Annotated in this window: 15 protein-coding genes; 6 read left to right on the top strand and 9 right to left on the bottom strand. The window is 44.1% G+C overall.

Annotated features, from left to right (window positions below; genetic code table 11):
- Positions 1-9: 9 nt before the first annotated feature.
- From R8O70_RS21540 to bcsE, 6 genes are all read right to left on the bottom strand, one after another.
- A complete protein-coding gene (locus R8O70_RS21540) occupies positions 10-189 on the bottom strand; it encodes a hypothetical protein (protein ID WP_021707680.1) in 180 nt (59 codons plus the stop codon).
- Positions 190-513: 324 nt separating this feature from the next.
- Positions 514-975 (bottom strand): NfeD family protein, encoded by a 462-nt coding sequence (locus tag R8O70_RS21535; RefSeq protein WP_005382058.1) that lies wholly within the window; start codon positions 973-975, stop codon positions 514-516.
- Between the two features lie 3 nt (positions 976-978).
- Positions 979-1,896: an SPFH domain-containing protein gene (locus tag R8O70_RS21530; protein ID WP_005382060.1), complete on the bottom strand. Its 918-nt coding sequence runs from the start codon at positions 1,894-1,896 to the stop codon at positions 979-981.
- 153 nt (positions 1,897-2,049) lie between these two features.
- The gene (bcsG, locus tag R8O70_RS21525) at positions 2,050-3,675 is read right to left on the bottom strand and encodes a cellulose biosynthesis protein BcsG (protein ID WP_182039403.1); all 1,626 of its coding nucleotides are present in this window, start codon (positions 3,673-3,675) and stop codon (positions 2,050-2,052) included.
- Entirely contained in the window at positions 3,675-3,851 is a 177-nt protein-coding gene (locus R8O70_RS21520) for a hypothetical protein (protein ID WP_005382064.1), read from the bottom strand. Before R8O70_RS21520 ends, bcsG begins: the two co-directional genes overlap by 1 nt.
- Positions 3,848-5,431, bottom strand: a complete 1,584-nt coding sequence (bcsE, locus tag R8O70_RS21515) for a cellulose biosynthesis protein BcsE (RefSeq protein ID WP_258614931.1) — start codon at positions 5,429-5,431, stop codon at positions 3,848-3,850. The genes R8O70_RS21520 and bcsE overlap by 4 nt, the downstream gene beginning before the upstream one ends.
- Positions 5,432-5,901: 470 nt before the next feature.
- Between bcsE and R8O70_RS21510 the strand changes: the two genes are divergently transcribed.
- The 6 genes from R8O70_RS21510 to R8O70_RS21485 are packed head-to-tail and all read left to right on the top strand — an operon-like array spanning position 5,902 to position 16,648.
- Positions 5,902-6,099, top strand: a complete 198-nt coding sequence (locus R8O70_RS21510) for a hypothetical protein (protein ID WP_021034149.1) — start codon at positions 5,902-5,904, stop codon at positions 6,097-6,099.
- Entirely contained in the window at positions 6,096-6,875 is a 780-nt protein-coding gene (gene bcsQ, locus R8O70_RS21505; protein WP_005382068.1) for a cellulose biosynthesis protein BcsQ, read from the top strand. Before R8O70_RS21510 ends, bcsQ begins: the two co-directional genes overlap by 4 nt.
- Before the next feature lie 3 nt (positions 6,876-6,878).
- A complete protein-coding gene (gene bcsA, locus R8O70_RS21500; protein WP_258509338.1) occupies positions 6,879-9,512 on the top strand; it encodes a UDP-forming cellulose synthase catalytic subunit in 2,634 nt (877 codons plus the stop codon).
- The gene (gene bcsB / locus R8O70_RS21495; RefSeq protein ID WP_258509337.1) at positions 9,502-11,787 is read left to right on the top strand and encodes a cellulose biosynthesis cyclic di-GMP-binding regulatory protein BcsB; all 2,286 of its coding nucleotides are present in this window, start codon (positions 9,502-9,504) and stop codon (positions 11,785-11,787) included. The genes bcsA and bcsB overlap by 11 nt, the downstream gene beginning before the upstream one ends.
- On the top strand, positions 11,787-12,893 hold the full coding sequence (gene bcsZ, locus R8O70_RS21490) for a cellulose synthase complex periplasmic endoglucanase BcsZ (protein ID WP_138939149.1): 1,107 nt from the start codon (positions 11,787-11,789) through the stop codon (positions 12,891-12,893). The genes bcsB and bcsZ overlap by 1 nt, the downstream gene beginning before the upstream one ends.
- A complete protein-coding gene (locus R8O70_RS21485; RefSeq protein ID WP_258644905.1) occupies positions 12,884-16,648 on the top strand; it encodes a cellulose synthase subunit BcsC-related outer membrane protein in 3,765 nt (1,254 codons plus the stop codon). Before bcsZ ends, R8O70_RS21485 begins: the two co-directional genes overlap by 10 nt.
- A gap of 60 nt (positions 16,649-16,708) precedes the next feature.
- On the opposite strand, the gene R8O70_RS21480 is transcribed toward R8O70_RS21485, so the two are convergent.
- The 3 genes from R8O70_RS21480 to R8O70_RS21470 form a co-directional block, all read right to left on the bottom strand.
- Positions 16,709-17,563 (bottom strand): co-chaperone YbbN, encoded by an 855-nt coding sequence (locus tag R8O70_RS21480; protein WP_005388628.1) that lies wholly within the window; start codon positions 17,561-17,563, stop codon positions 16,709-16,711.
- Positions 17,564-18,035: 472 nt separating this feature from the next.
- Positions 18,036-18,863 carry an SDR family oxidoreductase gene (locus R8O70_RS21475; RefSeq protein ID WP_025766996.1) on the bottom strand — a complete coding sequence of 276 codons (828 nt, stop codon included), beginning with the start codon at positions 18,861-18,863 and terminating at the stop codon, positions 18,036-18,038.
- Positions 18,864-18,907: 44 nt separating this feature from the next.
- Positions 18,908-19,822, bottom strand: coding sequence for a TIGR01777 family oxidoreductase (locus R8O70_RS21470; RefSeq protein WP_005382076.1), 915 nt, complete (start codon positions 19,820-19,822; stop codon positions 18,908-18,910).
- Positions 19,823-19,861: the final 39 nt, after the last annotated feature.

The following is a 19,861-nucleotide window of genomic DNA, read 5'->3' as shown; positions in this document are numbered from 1 at the left end:
ACTTCTTTACTATTCCCATTCCCCACCTCTAAATCGACACATTTCACTTGGAATATTCGTAACGTCGCCACTTGGCATCTTACATTCGACTATAGGTCCCAAATTAGTTGTACCGCCGTTTCCGTTGTTGTAGGCAAAGGAAGAAAAAGAAAAAATACCGCACAACATTAAAAAGAGAAGCTTATTCATAGTACATCCTCTTACTTACCAAATAAAAAGCACTCAACTTAAATGCTCATGCGTTAAGTATGTATCCGAGGATAAAAAGATCAAAAAATAATTCAATAAAGTTTTATTTTTTAAAATAAATTTAGATCGATAATTTACCTAGATATATTTCTATCTTATTGATTGTCGTGTGTTAAATAATTAAATAATAGGAAATGGTAGGTAGGGTATTAATAATATTACTAATACTTATTTTTTTCTCGATTTTAATTAAGGTAATGAAATGAAAGCAGTTGTTTAGATTAAAGTAATGGAGCATGATTTGCCCCATTACTTTGGCATAAATTAATTAGAATCAGGCTCAATGATTAAAATAATACCTTCAACATCGGTGATTCTTACGCGGGTACCGGCTGGAAGTGCTTGATCCGATTGTGCGGACCATGTGGTATCGGCTACCTTGATGCGATTGAGTCCGACGGAAAAGTCTTCTTCAAGGATAAGAGTACGCCCAATTAACTGCTTGTACTTTTGGTTCAGATCTCTTTCTTGGTCTTCTTGCTTGTCTTTAGACCATTGTCGTCGCCACCAAAGCCAGGTGGTGATTAAGCTGAAGCTTGCAAAGCAAAGCCATTGCAATTGCCAGCTCATTGGCAAAACGGTCATGATGGCTCCAACGATAAGTGCAGACATCCCGAGCCAGAGAAAATACCCTGCGGTACCAAGTAGCTCAACTGCTAAAAGAGCAAAGCCAAACGCTAGCCAATGCCAGAAAGAGATACCTTCCAACAAACTAAAAAAGTCCATAAATTATTCTTTATCTTGCTGTTTAAACATTTCTGCTATCCCTGCAACCGAGCCCATTAGTCCGGTTGCTTCTAATGGAAGCATAATGATTTTACCATTTTCGGCTTGACCAATGCTCTTGATCGCTTCGGTATAACCCTGTGCAATGAAGTAATTGACGGCTTGCATGTCACCTTTTGCAATGGCTTCGGAAACCATGTAAGTCGCTTTTGCTTCTGCTTGCGCGGCACGCTCACGTGCTTCTGCATGGAGAATAGCAGACTGCTTTTCGCCTTCAGCTTTTAATATCTCTGATTGTTTATGACCTTCGGCCTTTAATATCTCAGCTTGGCGAACCCCTTCTGCTTCAAGAATTTCCGCACGCTTATTACGCTCGGCTTTCATTTGCGCATTCATTGCAGCGGTCAGATCGGCTGGTGGCTGGACATCTTTAATCTCAATTCGTGTGACTTTTACGCCCCAAGGGTTTGTTGCTTGGTCAACGATCGCCAACAGCTTAGAGTTGATCATGTCGCGTTGGCTCAGCATTTCGTCCAGTTCCATTGAACCTAAAACGGTACGAATGTTGGTAAGGGTCAAGTTTCTAATAGCGTGTTCTAAATCGTTGACTTCATAAGCCGCTTTGGCAGCATCGATCACTTGAACAAATCCGACAGCGTCAATAACCACGTTAGCGTTATCTTTTGAAATGACCTCTTGCGCAGGAATATCGAGAACGCGCTCCATCATATTTACTTTTTGACCAACTTTATCAACGAATGGAATGATTAAGTTTAAACCCGGCTTTAATGTGTGGGTGTAGCGTCCGAAGCGTTCAACTGTCCAGTTGTTTCCTTGCGGAACCGTTTTAATGGCTGAAGATAAGATAACGACAGCAAGAACGACGAAAATACCGATGGTGATCAGTGAATCAATTGGCATGAGTTATTCCCTTAAGTGCATAATGTTCGATCCATTTTTACCTATTTATAGACAATAGACAATTGAAGTTCTGAGACCTTTGAGAGGTTATTGGTTTTTTATATGACAAAGGCCGGAAACACCGGCCTTTGTCATTGCATGGTTTTACTCTCGCTATTTCGCGGGGTATTCAATCCAACTTGAACCATCAAGAGAAACATAATACTTCCCTTGTACTTCAATCACAGTAGAGCCTGAGTTCTGCGCGACAACTCGTGTTTCTGGTAGGTTCTCTGTCAATATTGAAGGGCTAAACGTCTTACTTTGATAAATGTTTTTATCCAGGATATTCGAAACGAGCTGCGACAATGCCAGATAGCTAGATGGCTCGCTTACGTGTTCGGTGTCGCCCTGACGCTGAATTCCTTCTCCGAAGATTTTAATTCCTACCGGTGTATGAATGATTGTCGGTGCAGGAATTTCTCGCATACCTGAAATTTGCATGCGGTCTCCTCGCATACCACCACCATGTTCTGGTACCAAAGCGACAACGATGTTGCGTTTTGAGGACTCTAAGGTTTTAAAGAACGCGTGGAGATCATCAAGCAAATTCTTAAGGCGCATTTTGTAGCTAGCAATAGATGTGCTTGAATTCGCATTGATGATCCTGTTGCCATCATGTAGTGAAATTGAGTTGTAGAGTGCCACGACTTTGTCGTCACTACTGTTAAGTCTTTGCTGCCACCAGTTATCCAATACTTGCTTATCGCGGAAGATCGAAGAGCCATCAAAAGATTTTTGGTAAGGAGTTAAGTCTTCTTGAGACATAAGAGCCGCTTGTAAGTCGCCGTCTTTTTTGATCAATTCAAGGAAGCTATCAAAGACACCATTGTGGTTCATCAGTAAATTTTCTGTGAAGCCTAGCTCTTTCAAACTTTCGAACAAGTAGCACTGCTTTGATGGTGCTGGCTGGAACAGTTGACTGTGTTCCTGTTGACCACAATTGGCTCGTAACAGACGAATGACAGCTGGCCCACTGTATGACGTAGCGGAGCTAAAATTGTCGAACATGATGTCAAACTCTTTGAACAGAGGATGATCGGCCAGTCCTGCAATTTCGATGTCATCCCACGCGACCGAACAAATACTCAAGAACAGCAAATCAAAAGGAGCATCCATTGCGCTGTTTGTATCGAATGCCACACGTCGAGAAGCTTCTTTAGCAAAGAAATCTGCAGTTAACGTGTTGAGACTGGCATCATTAATTTCCGTTATTTGAGGTTGTTTGCCAGCAGTAACCTCGGTTGTCGGCTGTTGTTGAGTTACTTCTGCAGCCACTGTTGTCTGAGGTTCAGTCGTCATTGGCATACTTATATAGACCATCGCAATAACCACAAAGACTGAAACCCTAACAAACTTGCTCAAAATAAAGTACGCACCACACAAAGCGAGCAATCCGAGTATTGCTCGGAATGATAAAAATCGTCCCAAAAGCTCGACCAGATAACTCAATTCAAACTGCATTAACTGTCCCGCTTGAGCCCAAAGACGGTCTAGAGGAGGAAGATAAGAATCATAATGCAAGAGCCACGCTGCGGCGACAAATATAACAATATGACGTACCGCATTTAGGCTTTTCATCGAGATAGGAAGCAGGATGAAGATCAACAGCGCAAAGTTTTCCATTGGATGGAAATCGATGATTCCTTGAAAATAGAGCGCTGTTTTTGCGATAAAGTAAATATTCCACCAGCCCAATCCTATAGTGGAGGGGGTAGAGTCATGAGAATGCGATATCATTACTTAAGCTTCTTAGTGTTAGTGGCTGATGTATCTAGCTCAAAATAGCGCGAGCGTTTTAAGTGCTTGTGGTAAAAGCGTCGGGTAGCGTTTACGAGGTCACGGATAAAGTATCCTAGGAGTAGGCCAATACCTGAGCTGATACTCACGGTCAGTAAAAAATCGTTAATATTCATGAACGCTCCTTGAGCTCAATTGTTTTTTTCACAGCAAACAAAGGAGGAACATCAGTAATGGAGTTAGTGGCGGTATGGAATATTTTCCTCTTTGTCGCCAGAGCTGAAACGTCGTCGGATATGACAGCGGCATCTTGAACGATGAATTTTAACTCTGTTTCGATATCTAATTGGGTATCAAACGTGTGGGTCGAGTGAAATAGGTCTCTCACTGGAAACTCAAATATATTGTTTAGCGCAATATCAATATCGCTTTGTCGAATAGCACTGAACACGACATATAGAGCTTTGTTGCAGGCTGTCACAACGTCGCCATCTCTTCGAATATGACAAAGACGTAAACATTCCTCTGCAGTCATACCTGGCAATAAGTTCAGCTTTATAAGTGCAAAGTTCACACTTGAGTGTGTTGAGTGGGAAATGACGTCAATACAGTATTGACTAAAATCCTGGTTTTGTAAGTAGCCTTTGCTACCAAACTCAAAGTCATATTTTAAGAGCGCCTCTAAACTTTCAGGAATTGGGCGTGTAAGCCTTTGGCCTTGAATTGCTTCAACCTGAGTCATAAAGCGCATGTGGGGGATTTGCGCGTGAGAAATGAAGTTTGCCCCCGCGCGAAGCAAGAACTTTTCATCTGCATATCTCAGACATTGTTGGGTCTCCCTGACAATAATCTTTAGTCGACGGCCATATGCGGACCTTAAACGGTAGCAATCTAACGCGATCTGTTGAACTTCGCTTTGGTTATCGCAGCTGAAAATAATCGTTGAAGAGCGAGGGTTGTCTAGCATCGCTATGAGTTCTTGATTGCTCTCTGCCACACGCATCCCTTTTGGGGCTTTCACGCTTTCTCTGAAAGCTCTTCTGCTGACATAGATTCTATCGCTATCCGATTTGTCTTCTGGCATGACATGAGATTGATGCGTTTCGTAAGACGTTGCTTTTAGTGTTTTATCTTTAGTTTTAGTGAGAATGTATTCGTGTTGGGTAATTACACCGTGTTTATTGGACCAAAAATCCACAAGATAGCAGTAGCGAGCGTCATCTAATGATGTCATGGTCGCCAAACCTGCAATGTGTCTATTGTGAGAAATAAGAATGGGCTTTAATAGTGAAGTCGTCAGATGCCCATATATACAAACACTAATAGTGATTTTTTTATTATTTGCCAGCTCATTTAAGCTTTGTAGAAAGACACTTATAAAATCATCATTAGTTGATGATAGTAGCGAGTCTGGAACAACTAATAGACATGTAGAAAACTTCTTTATGTTCGTTTGGTGAATGTCTTTAGCAAGATTTATAGCTTTGGGCGTTTTTTTTGTGAATTTATGACTAAGAAAAAAACACTGTTCAAAGTAGGTTTTAGATAAGTCATTGAATTTCATTAAGGCTTCATCATTCAATGTGGACAAAAAAGTTTCTTTGTCTGTAAAGCTTGTAAGTGAAGTGTTGTCATTTTCCGGTAGTGTACTGAACAAATAATCAATAAGCATCTGTTTATGAGTAAATAAGTTTACATAAACAGAGTTTATCTCTCGTTCGTTTTTAATAGCAGATGATTCAGAGAGTGATGACATAAAGAGCCTTAAATCAATAACTTAATGTGTTTTGTGAAGCTCACAATCCGTTGTATGCTAATCGTTACAATTTTGATTTTCTTAGTGACAAGAAAATGACGCTAAGATATTAAACGAAATTGATCAGAAATTAAAATAGTTATAGCATGTGCTTCACATGATGTTTATGAGTTTAAAATCAATAGTCTCTAAGTCTATGATTCTCATTTAAAATATTTAAATTTCTTATATGTATTAAATGGATGGTAACAATTCATTATTGTAATCCTTTTTTCTGAAGTTAAATATTATTTAGGCCTTTGTTATTTATATGGGCTATAAATAAACTTATTCACATTCATCATCGTTCTATAAATATGAGACGCATAGGTCGATGCGTCAATTTTTTAACAATGGAATTTATACTGAAAATGATAGTGGCGGGATTGCTGTTATCTCAGTTTAAGCTCCGTTACATTGTGAAAAATTCTATGACTGAGTCTGCAAAAGATATTAATTCGATCTACTCTTCTTATAACTTAACTCAATACACGTATATTGAAACAACAGAAAACGAGTCTTACGTACAAGTTAAAAATAAGTGGCAAGTCTTCAAAGCCAACGGTGCTCGTAATGTTCTATCTTTGGTACGTAATACGCAGAAAAATTCCGAAACGGAAGCGATATGAAGCGCCTTCTATTTGTTAGTTTAAAAGGCGGCTGTGGCTCAACGACCGTCGCTGCGAATTTGGCACAAGCGTTAGTTAAGATAAATAAACAGGTACTGGCCATTGAGGTGGTGCCTAATAGTTTACTGCAAGCTCATCTTGGCTTGCCGAGGGAAGAGCAAGGAGGCTGGGCGAAACAACTTCTTTTAGATAAGCCTTGGACCCAGGCTGGTTATGAAAGCCCACAAGGTGCACTTTTTTTACCGTTTGGCCATCTGAATTCTGAGCAGTTAAAAGCGTTTTTTAATGAGCGTTCTCACTATCTATCAATGCTAGGTGAAATGACGTTGCAAGTGAGCGAAAACCGTGGTGAGCAGTGGCTGCTTTTTCACGCCGACTTAGCAGAGCTTACTGATCCTGAAGTGCGATCTTTTGTCGACTCAATGGATATGATTGTGGTGGTGGTAACGGCAGACGCCCTGAGTTATCTCACTCTTCAATCTTGGCTACAACATGAAGAGCTATCGAGATTGCTTCGCTCTGACAAATTACGTTTTTTGGTGAATAAGTATCAGCCAGAAACCGAAATTGGTCGTGATTTCATGTTGGTGCTGAAAAAGGAACTTAGCGAATCCTTGATTCCTGTTTCGATTCATCGAGATACGGCATTGCTTGAATGTGTGGCAAACCTGACGACCGTTCAACACTATTCGCCATCGAGCCAAGCCGCAAAAGATTTTCAGTCTTTTGCTTTTTGGTGTGTATCAGCGTTATCAAGCGCTCAGGACCAAAGCTAATTTATGCGAAGTCTTAATCTGATTTTCCAACGTTGGGTAGTGGATCAATTCAGACTGCAGAAGAACGCTTACGAGCAAGCCTGGAATTGTAAAACAAACTGGGTTGGTGAGTGTGCTTTGTCTTTTTGGTTTTCATTGAGTTTTGTATTTTTAAAGCCGGTTATTTCGGGTGTTCCCTCATGGAAACTGCCTTTGGTTTACTATCCAAACGTTAATTTTGCTGCGCCAAGATGGTTTGATCCTGTACGTTTTATTATCCAAAGCGTGTGGTTGCTTTGCTTCAGGCAAAACGTAAATACAGCATGGTCCAAAAAAACCAGCGGCTTAGCGATGACTTTAGCCGAGCAAATTCGCAATGCGTTCTACTTGCCATTTGAATTGGTTGCAAAAGGCGTCCGCTGGTTAGAACAGACAGCGAACAACATCAAAGATCCACAAGTTCGAGAGCGTATTAAAGCAAGTAAGTCCGCGATGGCGTTGAACTACACTTTGCTGTTTTTCGTGGTGTTAATCGCTTTGCTTTGTTTTACGGTGCCATTTGGTTATCAGGCTCAGACTGTCTTTGTGCTGTTACTCTGGGCATTAGCGATGATGGTCCGTCGCATGCCGGGTCGTTTTCCTACCATGCTTTTGATCATCTTGTCGGTTACGGCCTCATGTCGATACTTGTGGTGGCGTTATTCGTCTACCCTGAACTGGGACGATCCTGTTGCTTTGTTTCTAGGGGGCGTTTTACTTCTAGCTGAGACGTATTCTTGGATTGTGCTAATGCTTGGCTATTTCCAAAATATCTGGCCATTGAATCGCAAACCAGTATCGATGCCACCGGATCAGTCAACTTGGCCAACCATTGACTTGATGATCCCTACTTACAACGAAGATCTCGATGTTGTGAAAGCGACGGTTTATGCCTCGTTAGGTGTCGATTGGCCGAAAGACAAACTTAACATCCACATTCTGGATGACGGCAAGCGTGATAGCTTCCGAGATTTCGCCAAAAGTGTAGGGGTGAACTACATCCGCCGCCCAACGAATGAACATGCGAAAGCCGGTAACATTAACTATGCGTTGAAGCAGACCAGCGGTGAGTTTGTTGCGATTTTTGACTGTGACCATATTCCTACACGAGCATTTTTTCAGCTCACAATGGGGATGTTCCTGAAAGATCCAAAGTTGGCGCTTATTCAGACGCCGCACCATTTTTTCTCACCGGATCCTTTTGAGCGTAACTTATCGAACTTTCGTAACGTGCCAAACGAAGGCAACTTGTTTTACGGCCTGATTCAAGATGGTAACGACTTATGGGATGCGACTTTCTTCTGTGGCTCGTGCGCTATTTTACGTCGAGAGCCTTTAGAGGAAGTCGGTGGTATTGCAGTCGAAACCGTGACGGAAGATGCGCACACGTCTCTGCGCATGCACCGTTTAGGCTATCGTTCTGCATATCTTAAGCAGCCGATTTCTGCTGGTTTGGCGACAGAAACATTGTCTGCACATGTTGGGCAACGCATTCGTTGGGCTCGCGGGATGGCGCAGATATTTAGGGTAGATAATCCATTGACTGGAAAGGGGCTTAAGCTCTCTCAACGGCTTTGTTACGTCAATGCCATGCTGCACTTTCTATCTGGTATCCCGAGGATTGTATTCCTGATCGCACCCTTGGCTTATTTGTTGCTGCATTCCTACGTGATTTATGCACCAGCGCTGGCGATCATTTTGTACGTATTACCCCACATGATTCACGCCAGCATGACCAACTCTCGTATGCAGGGTGACTACCGTTATTCGTTTTGGGGTGAGGTATACGAAACCGTGCTTGCTTGGTATATCGCAAGGCCAACAACGGTGGCTTTGTTTGCGCCCCATAAAGGGACATTCAACGTAACGGCAAAAGGCGGTTTGGTTGAAAAGTCTCACTACGATTGGGTGATCTCTCGACCATATTTGGTTTTGGTTGCACTCAACATTTTGGGCTTCGCTGTAGGGATTTACCGAATGGGGTGGGGGCCTCAAAATGAAATCGGTACAGTTATCGTGAATCTCGTATGGACGATGTACAACCTGTTGATTTTAGGTGCTGCCGTTGCGGTTGCAGTAGAAGCTAAACAAGTGCGAAAAGATCACCGAGTAGAGGTGGCGATTCCTGTCGCGGTTAGGCTTAATTCTGGGCATTTAATACAAGCGCAGATGAAGGATTTCTCTTTGGGGGGCGTGCGCATAGAAATTGACGGGGTCGATGAACCAACCTGTGCTTACTTACTCGGTCAAACCTTAGAAGTGATCCTCAATCGAGGTGGCCAAGAATTCGTGTTCCCTATGACGGTTGCCTATGCTCATAAGGGGATATTTGGTTTACAACTCAACGAACTGTCTCATCAACAACGAATCCAATACGTCCAATGTACATTTGCACGTGCAGATACATGGGCGAAATGGCAACAAGGTTATCAATCAGATAAACCTCTATCGAGTATGCAGGCTGTACTGCAAGTCGGCTTTAATGGATACAAACGCTTGCTGCAACATTGTCCTAAGTTTGTTCAGGTCAGTGTGGATGCACTTTTATTTTGTATCGAATTTATTTGGTCACTAAGACCTCGTTATGTCCCAATCAGGACCTCAAGTCATGCTAAATAATAAAAAACTAACAGCGTTGACAACGGCTATCACTCTCATGTGTATGTCGTGCAGTCTCGCGGCACAAGAAGTAAGTCAGCAGCAAGCAACGCCTTTGGCACAGCAAGATGCTGAAGATTCGACCGTGTTTAAGCGCGTCATCCCATTTAGTCAATTAGGTTACAGTGGTTCAATTGCTATCCAAGGTAGTGAGGCCAGTGCTTATATTGGTTTCGGTTCGCGACTCGATGAGGTGGTATCTAAAGCAAAGTTGCACTTTGATATCACACCTTCGCCAGCGTTGCTCTCTTTGGTTTCTCACGTCAAAGTGTATTTGAACAACGAACTTATGGGAGTAGCGTCAATCGTCGATGGCCAGCAAGGCAAAAAGTTGAGCTTATCTATGCCGCTGGACACTCGTTACTTTAGTAATTACAACCAAATTCGCTTTGAGTTAATAGGGAATACTCAGAAAGACTGTGCTAACCCCAATGACTCGAGCATTTGGGCTGAGATTAGCCAAAGTAGTCGAATTGAGATGCTTGCTCAAAAGACAGTGCTGGAAAGTGACTTGAGTTTGTTACCGGCTCCTTTTTTTGATGTCCGTGATTTCAGCCAGTTAAATCTGCCTGTCGTGATGGGTAGCAAATACGATTTAGATGATGTCAAGGTTGCCGGTGTCTTGAGCTCTTACTTTGGTGCTCTTGCGGGTTGGCGTGGTGCTCAATTCCCTTTTAGTGTCGACACGTTACCTAAGCGCAACGCCATTGTCTTTGTTACCAATGACAACAAACCTGAGTTTCTGAGAGATTTTCCAGACACGGATGGCCCTCGTCTTCAAGTCATCACTCATCCAACAGACCCGTACGTGAAGCTTCTTCTGGTGACAGGCCGTGACAGTAAGGATCTTAACATTGCGGTGCAAGGTTTGGCGTTGGGAAACCAACTTCTTACTGGACCAATCGCGAAGATTAATGAAGTCAAACAAATCAAACCACGAGTCCCGTACGATGCGCCAAACTGGGTGAGTACGGCTCGTCCTGTTGCATTGTCTGAGTTAGTCGAACAAAAAAGCATGCTGCAAGTGGAAGGCCGAACGCCTCCACCAATCAACGTAAGTTTGCGTTTACCACCCGATCTCTTTACTTGGCAAAGCCGTGGTATACCGATGGATCTTAACTATCGTTATTCACCGCCTGCTGCGGATCATTCCGGCTCTCGTCTGACTTTGAGTATTAATGACCAATTCATTGAGGCGTTCAACCTAACCACAAAAGGTCAAGGTGGAGAATCTAACCGTATACGTGTTCCTTTGTTAGATGATGGCATTCTAAGTGGTGATACGTTTGTTCGCATTCCGGCTTTTAAGGTGGGTAGTCAAAACCGAATCGAGTTTGAGTTTGGTTTTGCGTCGGTGACTGATGGGCAATGTCAGGTGACGCAGCCAAGTAAGCAATACGCGGTCATTGATGGTGACTCTACGGTTGATTTTAGTGGTTTCCCTCACTACATCGAAATGCCAAATATGCGCGCTTTTGCTACTTCTGGCTTCCCTTACACACGCATGGCCGATTTGTCAGAAACTGCGATTGTTGTTCCAGAGAGAGCTCCAAAAGAAGTGTTGCAGACCTTCTTAAACGTCATGGGCTCGTTAGGAAGTGATTCTGGGTACCCAGGTATTCAGGTGCTTTTGACAGATAAATGGAATGCTGAGCAACTAAAAAATAAAGACATCCTGACGATTGGTGTTGTGGATGCACTAGAACAAGCCGCTAATAACCCTGACCAAGTTAACTTAGTGGTTAAAGAGGGTCAGAGACAAATTCGCCTACCAAGCAAAAATGAAAAGCAGCTCGGAATGAACTGGATGAGTCCAAGTGATGCTCGTCAAGCCGCCGCAGATTATGTTTCTGTCGAGGCAGAAGGCTCTTTTGCTGCTATTTATGGTGCAGAATCGCCATTTACGAAAAAACGCAGCGTCATTTCTATTATGGCGGCTCACCCGTCAGATTTTTCGTCGGTTGATCGCTCGTTGGCTGACTCCGGTAAAGTGGAGCACATGTTTGGCTCGGTGGTGACGTTGAGAAATAACGAAGTAGCAAGCTACAACGTGGGTTCGCACTACTATGTCGGTAAGCTTCCTGTGTGGCAGCTCGTTTGGTATCACTTCTCTAATCACCCAGTCATCGTTGCGTGCTTTGCCGCCTTGCTAGTGGTGATCGTAACCATTGTGCTTTGGCGCGTATTACGTCAAGTCGCGTCTAGACGTTTAGAAAAAACTGAGGAAGAGGAATAATGAAAAAACTCATCTCGTTCCTTATGTTGTTCGTGTCTCCTTACTTGTGGGCTAACACCTGCGAGTGGCCACAATGGGAAACATTTAAGTCGGTATACATGGAGCAAGGCCGAGTCGTTGATGGCAGTGACGAGCGTATGATTACAACCTCGGAAGGCCAATCTTACGCATTGTTCTTTGCCTTGGTTGCCAATGACCCTAAAACCTTCGATCAGGTTTTAAAATGGACTCAATCACATTTGGCTGGTGGGGATTTGACGGCAAGGCTTCCTGCTTGGTTGTGGGGAAGAAAAGAAAATGGTCAGTTCGGAGTCTTGGATTCTAACCCAGCGTCAGATTCTGATTTGTGGATAGCTTACTCCCTTGTTGAGGCGGGGAGATTATGGAATAACTACTACTATCAGACCCTTGGACATCTGATCGCGAGTCGTATTTTACGTGAAGAAACCGTCAACATAGCGGGAGTTGGAACGGTATTGTTGCCAGCTCCAACGGGCTTTGATGCCGACGGCCAGTACCGTGTGAATCCGAGTTATGTTCCGTTACAACTGATTGCTCGTATGCAGTCGCTGTACCCGCAATACAACTGGGACTCAATGTATAAGGCAAGTGTTCACATGCTAGAGAAAACGATGCCAGCAGGCTTTAGCCCAGACTGGGCAACATTGAGAAATGGTCGTTATAGCTCAGATGTGGTTACAGGGCCGATGGGCAGTTACAACGCGATCCGCACTTATCTTTGGGCGGGTATGCTAAATGACCAAGTTTCAGAAAAAGCAGTATTAGTGCAAAAAATGCAGCCGTTTGTCGCGGCAACCAAAGCCGTTGGTGCGCCAGCGAGAGAAGTAAATACTGAAACGGGTAAATATACCCAAGCAGGAAGCGCAGGTTTTTCTGCTGCGGCTCTTCCGTTACTCGCGGCTTCTGGTGAACCTACGCTGTTGGAGACGCAGTTTCGTCGTGCTCAAAATGAACTTGTGGCGGACAAAAACGATCATTATTACGACAACGTATTAAGTCTATTTGGGCTTGGTTGGCATGAAGAACGTTACCGTTTTGGTGTGCAAGGTGAATTGCTTCCTGCATGGAGCGAGAGATGTCAGTAACAGGACGCGCGTTATGGTGGATTCCACTGGTTGCTCTGGCGACTGGTGGCGTCGGCACTGTGCATGCAGAAAGCTTTAGTTCAAAACCTCTGACAAAGTCGCAGCTCGCACAGGTCTACAAGCCTATCGAGCTGGTTCAATTTCCCACATCATTAGCACGAGTTGACTCGGTTGAGTGGTTGGTTGAGCAGCTAAAACTGGCGGACGCGATTGGCCGAGATGATATTGTCGAGAGTACTCTGGAGAGGCTGTTCGCGATTGAAGAAAGCAATCCAACGGGGCTTTTCTATCAAGCGAATATTTATCTGAAACGTAAGCAGCCAGAATTAGCAAAACCGGTATTTGAGCGCTTAATCAGACAGGCGCCTCATTCGCCTCAAGCGAAAAACTTGTCATCGATTATGGCTATTCAGGGAGAGAAAAGAGCGGATTATCAGCGCGCTCAGTTGCTTGCAAAATCTGGTCGTTACGATGAAGCGATTCAAGCTTACAAAGCCCTTTTCCCAAATGGAATGCCATCACCAGCGTTACAACTGGAATTCCTACAGTTGCAAAGTAATTTGCCAGGCAGTTGGAGCTCGGTAAAACAGGGACTGGAACGTTTAAATGCAAATTATCCTAGTGTTCCGTCTTTTCAACTCGCGTTAGCCAACCACATTCGCAAAGAGAATCCTGCTGATCCATGGATTCTCGATACCTATAAAAAGTTAGCGCTTGCTCCTTCGGTTGGAACAAATGCGGCAACGTCGTGGTTGCGTGCATTGGATCAATTGCCTATTTCAGATCAAGTTGTTCAGCAATATGCCATCTTAGCTAGCTACTACCCGTCTGACATGGAGATACAAAGAGCGAATCAAAGCGCGAAAGATCGCTGGAAAAAGGAAAAGGAACTACGCAAAGACCCCACTTATCTCGCCAAGCTCAAAGGGTTAGCGTTGCTCGAGGAAGATAAAACCGACCAAGCAGAAGCTCAGCTGCGTTATGCGTTGACGACTCGTCCGCAAGATCCTGAATTGCTTGGTGCTATGGGTAAGGTTTATCTACGTAGAGGGCAGCAACAAAAAGCGCTCGGATACTTTAAACAGGCTCAGCACTTAGATCATAATCCTGACTCGGCCTCAAAATGGGCAGCGCTAATCGAGACTTCTCAATATTGGGCGTATCTTGATCAAGGTGATGCCTTGGTCGAAAAAGGCCAGTTTAAGCAAGCAGAAAGCGCTTATCAAAAAGCGATTCAAGTAGATAAATCCCAACCTTATGCTTATTCATCATTAGGCTCTTTGTATCTGGTACAAGAAAATTATGCCGCGGCAGAGAAGGTTTTCAAACAAGCTTTGCAACTGGATAGCAGCAATAGCTCTGCATTGCGTGGTCGCTTAGATGTTCGTATTCAGCAGCAAGATTGGTCTGGCGCGGAAGCGCTCGCGCGCAGTTACTCAGCCCCACAGCAGAAAGTGGTCGCTGAAAAAATAGCGAGCATCAAGTCGGAAGTTATTTTGACTCGTCTGCGGATCGCAATCGCTCAAAATGATCAGGTAACGATGAAAGCGTCCGTAGAGGAATTGATTGCGCTACAGCCAACCTCCCCATGGTTAAGGCTTGATATTGCTGACGTGGTTCATTCAATGGGCGACAAAGTACGCGCGGATACGCTGATGTCCGATTGGGCTACATCTAGTAATGACCCTGAAATGAAATTTGCTTACGCGCTTTATCTCGCGCAGGACTTCAACGTGAATGAGGCCATCGCTGAGCTAGAGAGTATCGCACAACATGACATGACAGACGCAATGCAGCGCAATTTAACCCGCTTGAAGCTTGATGCTCAGTTGAGAGACATTCAAACGCGTTACTTAGCTTCTCCCGAATCAGTAAAGGCGACATTACGTGCGCTAGAGTCGGATTATCAAGGTCAAATTCAACCGCTCGCTCGTCTAGTGAGTGCGTGGTTAGACATTGATGAAGTTAAGGAAGCTGAGAGGATTTTCCAAAACATTTCGCTTTCAGAAGATTGGTCAACCGATGACAAACTGGCTTACGGCAGCATGATGGTAAGCTTGAGTCACTTTGAAGATTTTGATCGTTGGTACGCGGACTTAGCATTGAATTCCGCAACACAAGATTTAAGTGCTTCGGAAGCATTACAGCTTGATGAACTCAAAACCCGTCGACTGTTGAGTCAAGCGGATCTGATGCTGGTTAATCAACAGCCTAAGCTTGCGTTGGATTTGTATGAACAAGTTTCTTTAAAGCCTGAGCCATTTAAAACTCAAGCAGAAATTGGCATGTTGCAAGCTAGTGCTTTGACTGGATATGAAGCGACGTATCACGACATGCACCTCATTTTGAATAAAAAGCGCGATAGCTTAACTGCGGCACAGTTGATGACAGTGGCCGCGGTGTTTAATCAACAAGGCTATCGAAATGACGCTAATGCGCTAAATCAGTTGTTGGATGCGATGCCTGATGCTGACGCATTAGCATTTCGCAATAGCATGTCTATAGCAATGGAAAATCAACAGTGGGCGTTAGCTGAAACACGCGCCTATCAAGCCTTAAATCGTGACCGAATGGATAAAAATCGTGAAACTGAAGAGGCGAAAAAAGAACCCCTAAGCTTACGCGAGCTATATGATACTGCTGACGACTACTGGTTGACTCGTAACGTCAAATCGGACATCGATAAACTGCATGATCGGAGTGATGGGCATGTCATGATTGGCTGGGATTACAGTGAACGAGATGGCCGTAATACTTCGAATCAAGTGCCCATAGAAGCCCGAATCCCGATAGAGAACTGGGATGGGCACCTGTTGCTAAAAGCCGATTATGTTTCTATCGATTCAGGTCAGTTGGACTATTATGAAAAAACTACCGATTCTGACAGCACTTCGTTCCAAAATGACGCATCAGGTATGGCATTTGGAGTGGGCTGGCAGGCTGAAGATTGGTTGGTCGATATCGGCACGACACCAATTGGTTTCGACCATACCACATGGGTTGGTGGTGTGCGCATCAATGGGGACCTGGGTGAGTTTGGTTGGACGGCAGAAGCTTCGCGTCGCCCAGAGACCAGTAGCACGCTTTCTTATGCTGGAATGTCTGTCCCTAGCGGCACGACTGACCCTCAAGGGACTAAATGGGGCGGAGTTGCTCGTACTGGTGTGAAGTTGAGCTCAAGTTGGGACATTGGTGGCCCTTACGGTTTTTGGAGTAGCTTGCAGTATCATGTTTTGACTGGTGAAAAGGTTGAGGACAACACTCGTTTAGGCGTGCTAGGTGGAGCGTACTACAAGTTAATTGCAACGGATGACCAGCGTTTAAGTATAGGTACGAACTTAATGTACCTTGATTACGACAAAAATCTGGGTGAGTACACGCTAGGTCACGGTGGCTACTACAGCCCGCAAAGTTACTTCTCGGTGTCTTTACCTATCAACCTTTATGGCCGATACAACAGTTCTTGGTCATATCAATTGAGTGCATCCGTCTCTAACTCTTGGACTAAGGAAGACGCGCCATACTTATCGACAGTAGCGGAGTCAGACAAAGGTGGTGGTTTTGGTACGTCGTTGCAAGCGGCGGTGGAAAAGCGAGTCAGCAAACGTTGGTATCTTGGTGCGTTAGTCGATGTACAACGTTCTGAGTTTTATACACCAAACCATTTCATGCTTTATGCCAAGTACACCTTTAATGATCGCTGGCAACCAATAGAGTATCCGCCAGCAGCACCAACGTTGTATAGCGACTTCTAACAAAAAACAAAGGCCGGAAATCCCGGCCTTTGTTGTCTTATTCCTAGAAGAATGCGACGCTTAGTACAAAATTGAGTAAAGCTGGCGACGATATTTGCTTGCTAATGCGTTACCTTGACCTAGCGCACTGAGAATATCCATAAAAGTCTTCTTCACGTCACCGTCTTGGGCGCCCAAGTCTTTTTTAAGAATATTCCACAGCAGTTCCAACGCTTCTTCATCCCGACCAACTTGGTTGTATTGTACCGCCAATTCACAAGCGAGTTCGAAGTTTGCCATGTCTGCTGCGTATGCTTGTTCTAGTCGCTGTAACTCAGGGCTATCTGCAGCTTGCAAATGCAGCTCGAGCTTGGCTATTAGGCTCTTGTAGTAGTTATCTTGATACTCGAGAGGGATAGCGTTCAGTAGTTCTTGGGCAATATCAAATTGTTTGGTTTCTAGCAAACAATCAGCCATCGCGAGTTTCACATCACCACGCTCTTGCAGCTCTGGCGGCAAAGTGTGGATGATGCTCAAAGCCTGAGCATGCTCACCTTGCTGAAGAAGTTCACTGACTTGTTTTAATAGTTGTTCATCTGGGCTTGGCAAATGCTTTTGTAGCATGGTGGCAATGGCATCAATTGGCTGGGGGCCTCCCAGACCATCGACGGCTTGACCATTTATAAACAGCGCGATAGTTGGCAATACTTGCACGCCAAATTGAGACGCTAAAGCGGGCTGATCTTCACAATTTAGTAGAGCAAGCGTAAATGCACCGTTGTACTGTTGAGCAAGAGATTGCAACTCAGGGAGTATCTGTGCGCTTTCTGGCTGAGCGTTGGCCCAAAAGTGGATCAAAACGGGCGTGTTCATTGATCCTTCAAGCGTTTCGCGAAAGTTCTGTTCTGTTATCTCAACGATAAATGGGGATTGCATCAGAGTATCCTTGCCTTGTGTCTTGTCGTTGATATTAGATATGGAGTTGATTTAGGTGAAATTCAAGCGACATTCACCATCAATAATGAATCATTCTATTTTGAGAAAACGTGAGGTAATAGAGTGAGGTTATTGCTGCTCAGGTGTTAGATAAAAAGAAAACGCTGCCGAAGCAGCGCAATTCTAATGCTATTTGTTAGTGCGGTATCAAAATAGGATGAACATGGTCAACACTACACCCACACTAAGCCAGTTAAGCTGATTTAATGTCATTGTTGCCTCGCAGTAGTATAAACATTGCTACAAAACGTAATGGGTGGCGATACCAAATCTAAGCAACTCAATCACTTTGGGCGAAAGAATCCCCGCTGAATTGCGTAGAAATTGATTCGTTTAGTTGAGGTTTTTTTAACCTACATGTTCATAATGACATCACATTGTTACGGTGAAATTACATTTCGACAAAACTTTTTTATGCAGCCTGTCGCAAAATTTTATCAAGTACACGGGTTGGTAATAGTCTTTTCAAGACTGCGAATAATTTAGTCGGTGTAGTAATTCGATAACGAATTTTCGGTGAAACGCTAGTTAATGCATGAAGAACTGGTGCGATGCAAGACTCTGCAGGCAAAACAAATCGATTATTAGACTTGTCGTTGTTGAGTCGCTCTCTTTGTCCTTCATAAGCATGACGATGGGGGCTAGATTCAATATCAACCCACTTCTCAAAGGCTCGTAATGCATTGTTTCTAAATTGAGTTTCGATCGGTCCTGGTTCTATCAATGCCACTTTGATATTCGTATCCGCAAGCTCTAGCCTGAGCGTATCTGTCCAGCCTTCTAAGGCAAATTTTGATGCATTATAGGCACCACGGTATTTCATTGCGGCAAAACCAAGAACAGAGCTGTTTTGTATGATGCGTCCTTCGCCTTGCTGGCGCATATGAGGAAGCACCTCTCTGACCAACTGGTGCCAACCAAAAAAGTTGGTCTGAAATTGATCTTGAAGAGCCTCGGTGGGTAAGTCTTCCAGTGCTCCGGGCTGACCATAGGCACCATTATTGAACACTGCGTAAAGCTTACCTTCTGCTAACTCTAGCGCTTGCTTCACGCCCGAAGAAATGCTTTCTGGGCTATTTAGGTCTAGATTGATGCAGGTTAGCCCTTCATTAATTAGGCGCTGGACATCTTGTTCTTTCCTACAAGATGCAATGACATTAAATCCCTTGTTTTGTAGGGCGTGAGCGCACACGTAACCGATGCCGGTTGAACAACCCGTAATAAGAATCGACTTTTTCATAATTTAATTTAAGACTCAGAAACCTTGATTAGAGCCATCATTCATCAGCTCCGGTCATGAAGCAAGTGCTTGAGTGCTGGCTCTATTCTGGAGTAGCTAAATTTAAAGCCCAGTTCGGTGAGTTTTTTGGGTTTGGCTCTCATGCTATCAAACAATAAGCAGGAAGATTCTCCCATTAGGAGTTCCATCGCCCATTTAGGCGTGAACAAGATATGCGGACGTTTTAGCGTTTTAGCTAGTGTGCCGCTGAATATACGATTAGTCACAGGATGGGGGGCGCACATATTGAATGCACCGTGGGCATGTGGTGTTTCAAGCAAGTACATGATGGCGCGGACCATATCTAGGATGTGAATCCAAGGCATGTACTGATTACCGTTCCCAAGTGGGCCGCCTACGCCAAGCTTGTAAGGTAATAGCATTTTTGCCAACGCACCACCATTAAGGCCGAGTACCACGCCAGTTCTCAGTAGACAAACCCGTGTTTGTTCCGACTCTGCGCGCTTGGCTATTTGCTCCCACTTTGCACAAACCTCATGAGGAAAGTCGTCGCTATTAACATGTAAGCACTCATCAAACGGATGGTCTTGTTGATCACCATAGTAGCCAACTGCCGAGCCACTAATAAAAACAGAGGGAGGTTCGGTACTTGCGTGGATCAGCTCAACAATTTGCTCGGTAATTTTCCAACGACTTTTGCAGATTTTTTCTTTTTGCTCGCTGGTCCACCTTTTATCCGCAATAGGCTCACCTGCAAGATTAATGACGGCATCAACGTGATTGAGATCGGCGAACGACTCGAGCGAGTCAAGGTATTCGATATTACCCAGATCAGCATGCTGTAGGCGTTGTTTTGCTCGCTCTGGAGAGCGTGTAAGTAGCATAACCTGGTGAGTTGATAGCAGCTTGAGCAACTCCGAGCCAATAAACCCAGTGCCACCTGTGAGTAATATCTTCATGTTATCTCTTTGAATGTACACGTATTAGAACATTATAGT

This window comes from Vibrio sp. 779(2023), from assembly GCF_033344285.1.
GTDB classification, from domain to species: Bacteria; Pseudomonadota; Gammaproteobacteria; order Enterobacterales; family Vibrionaceae; genus Vibrio; species Vibrio alginolyticus.
Note: the sequence above shows the minus strand (reverse complement) of the source record. Positions and strands in the feature narration are given on the sequence as shown.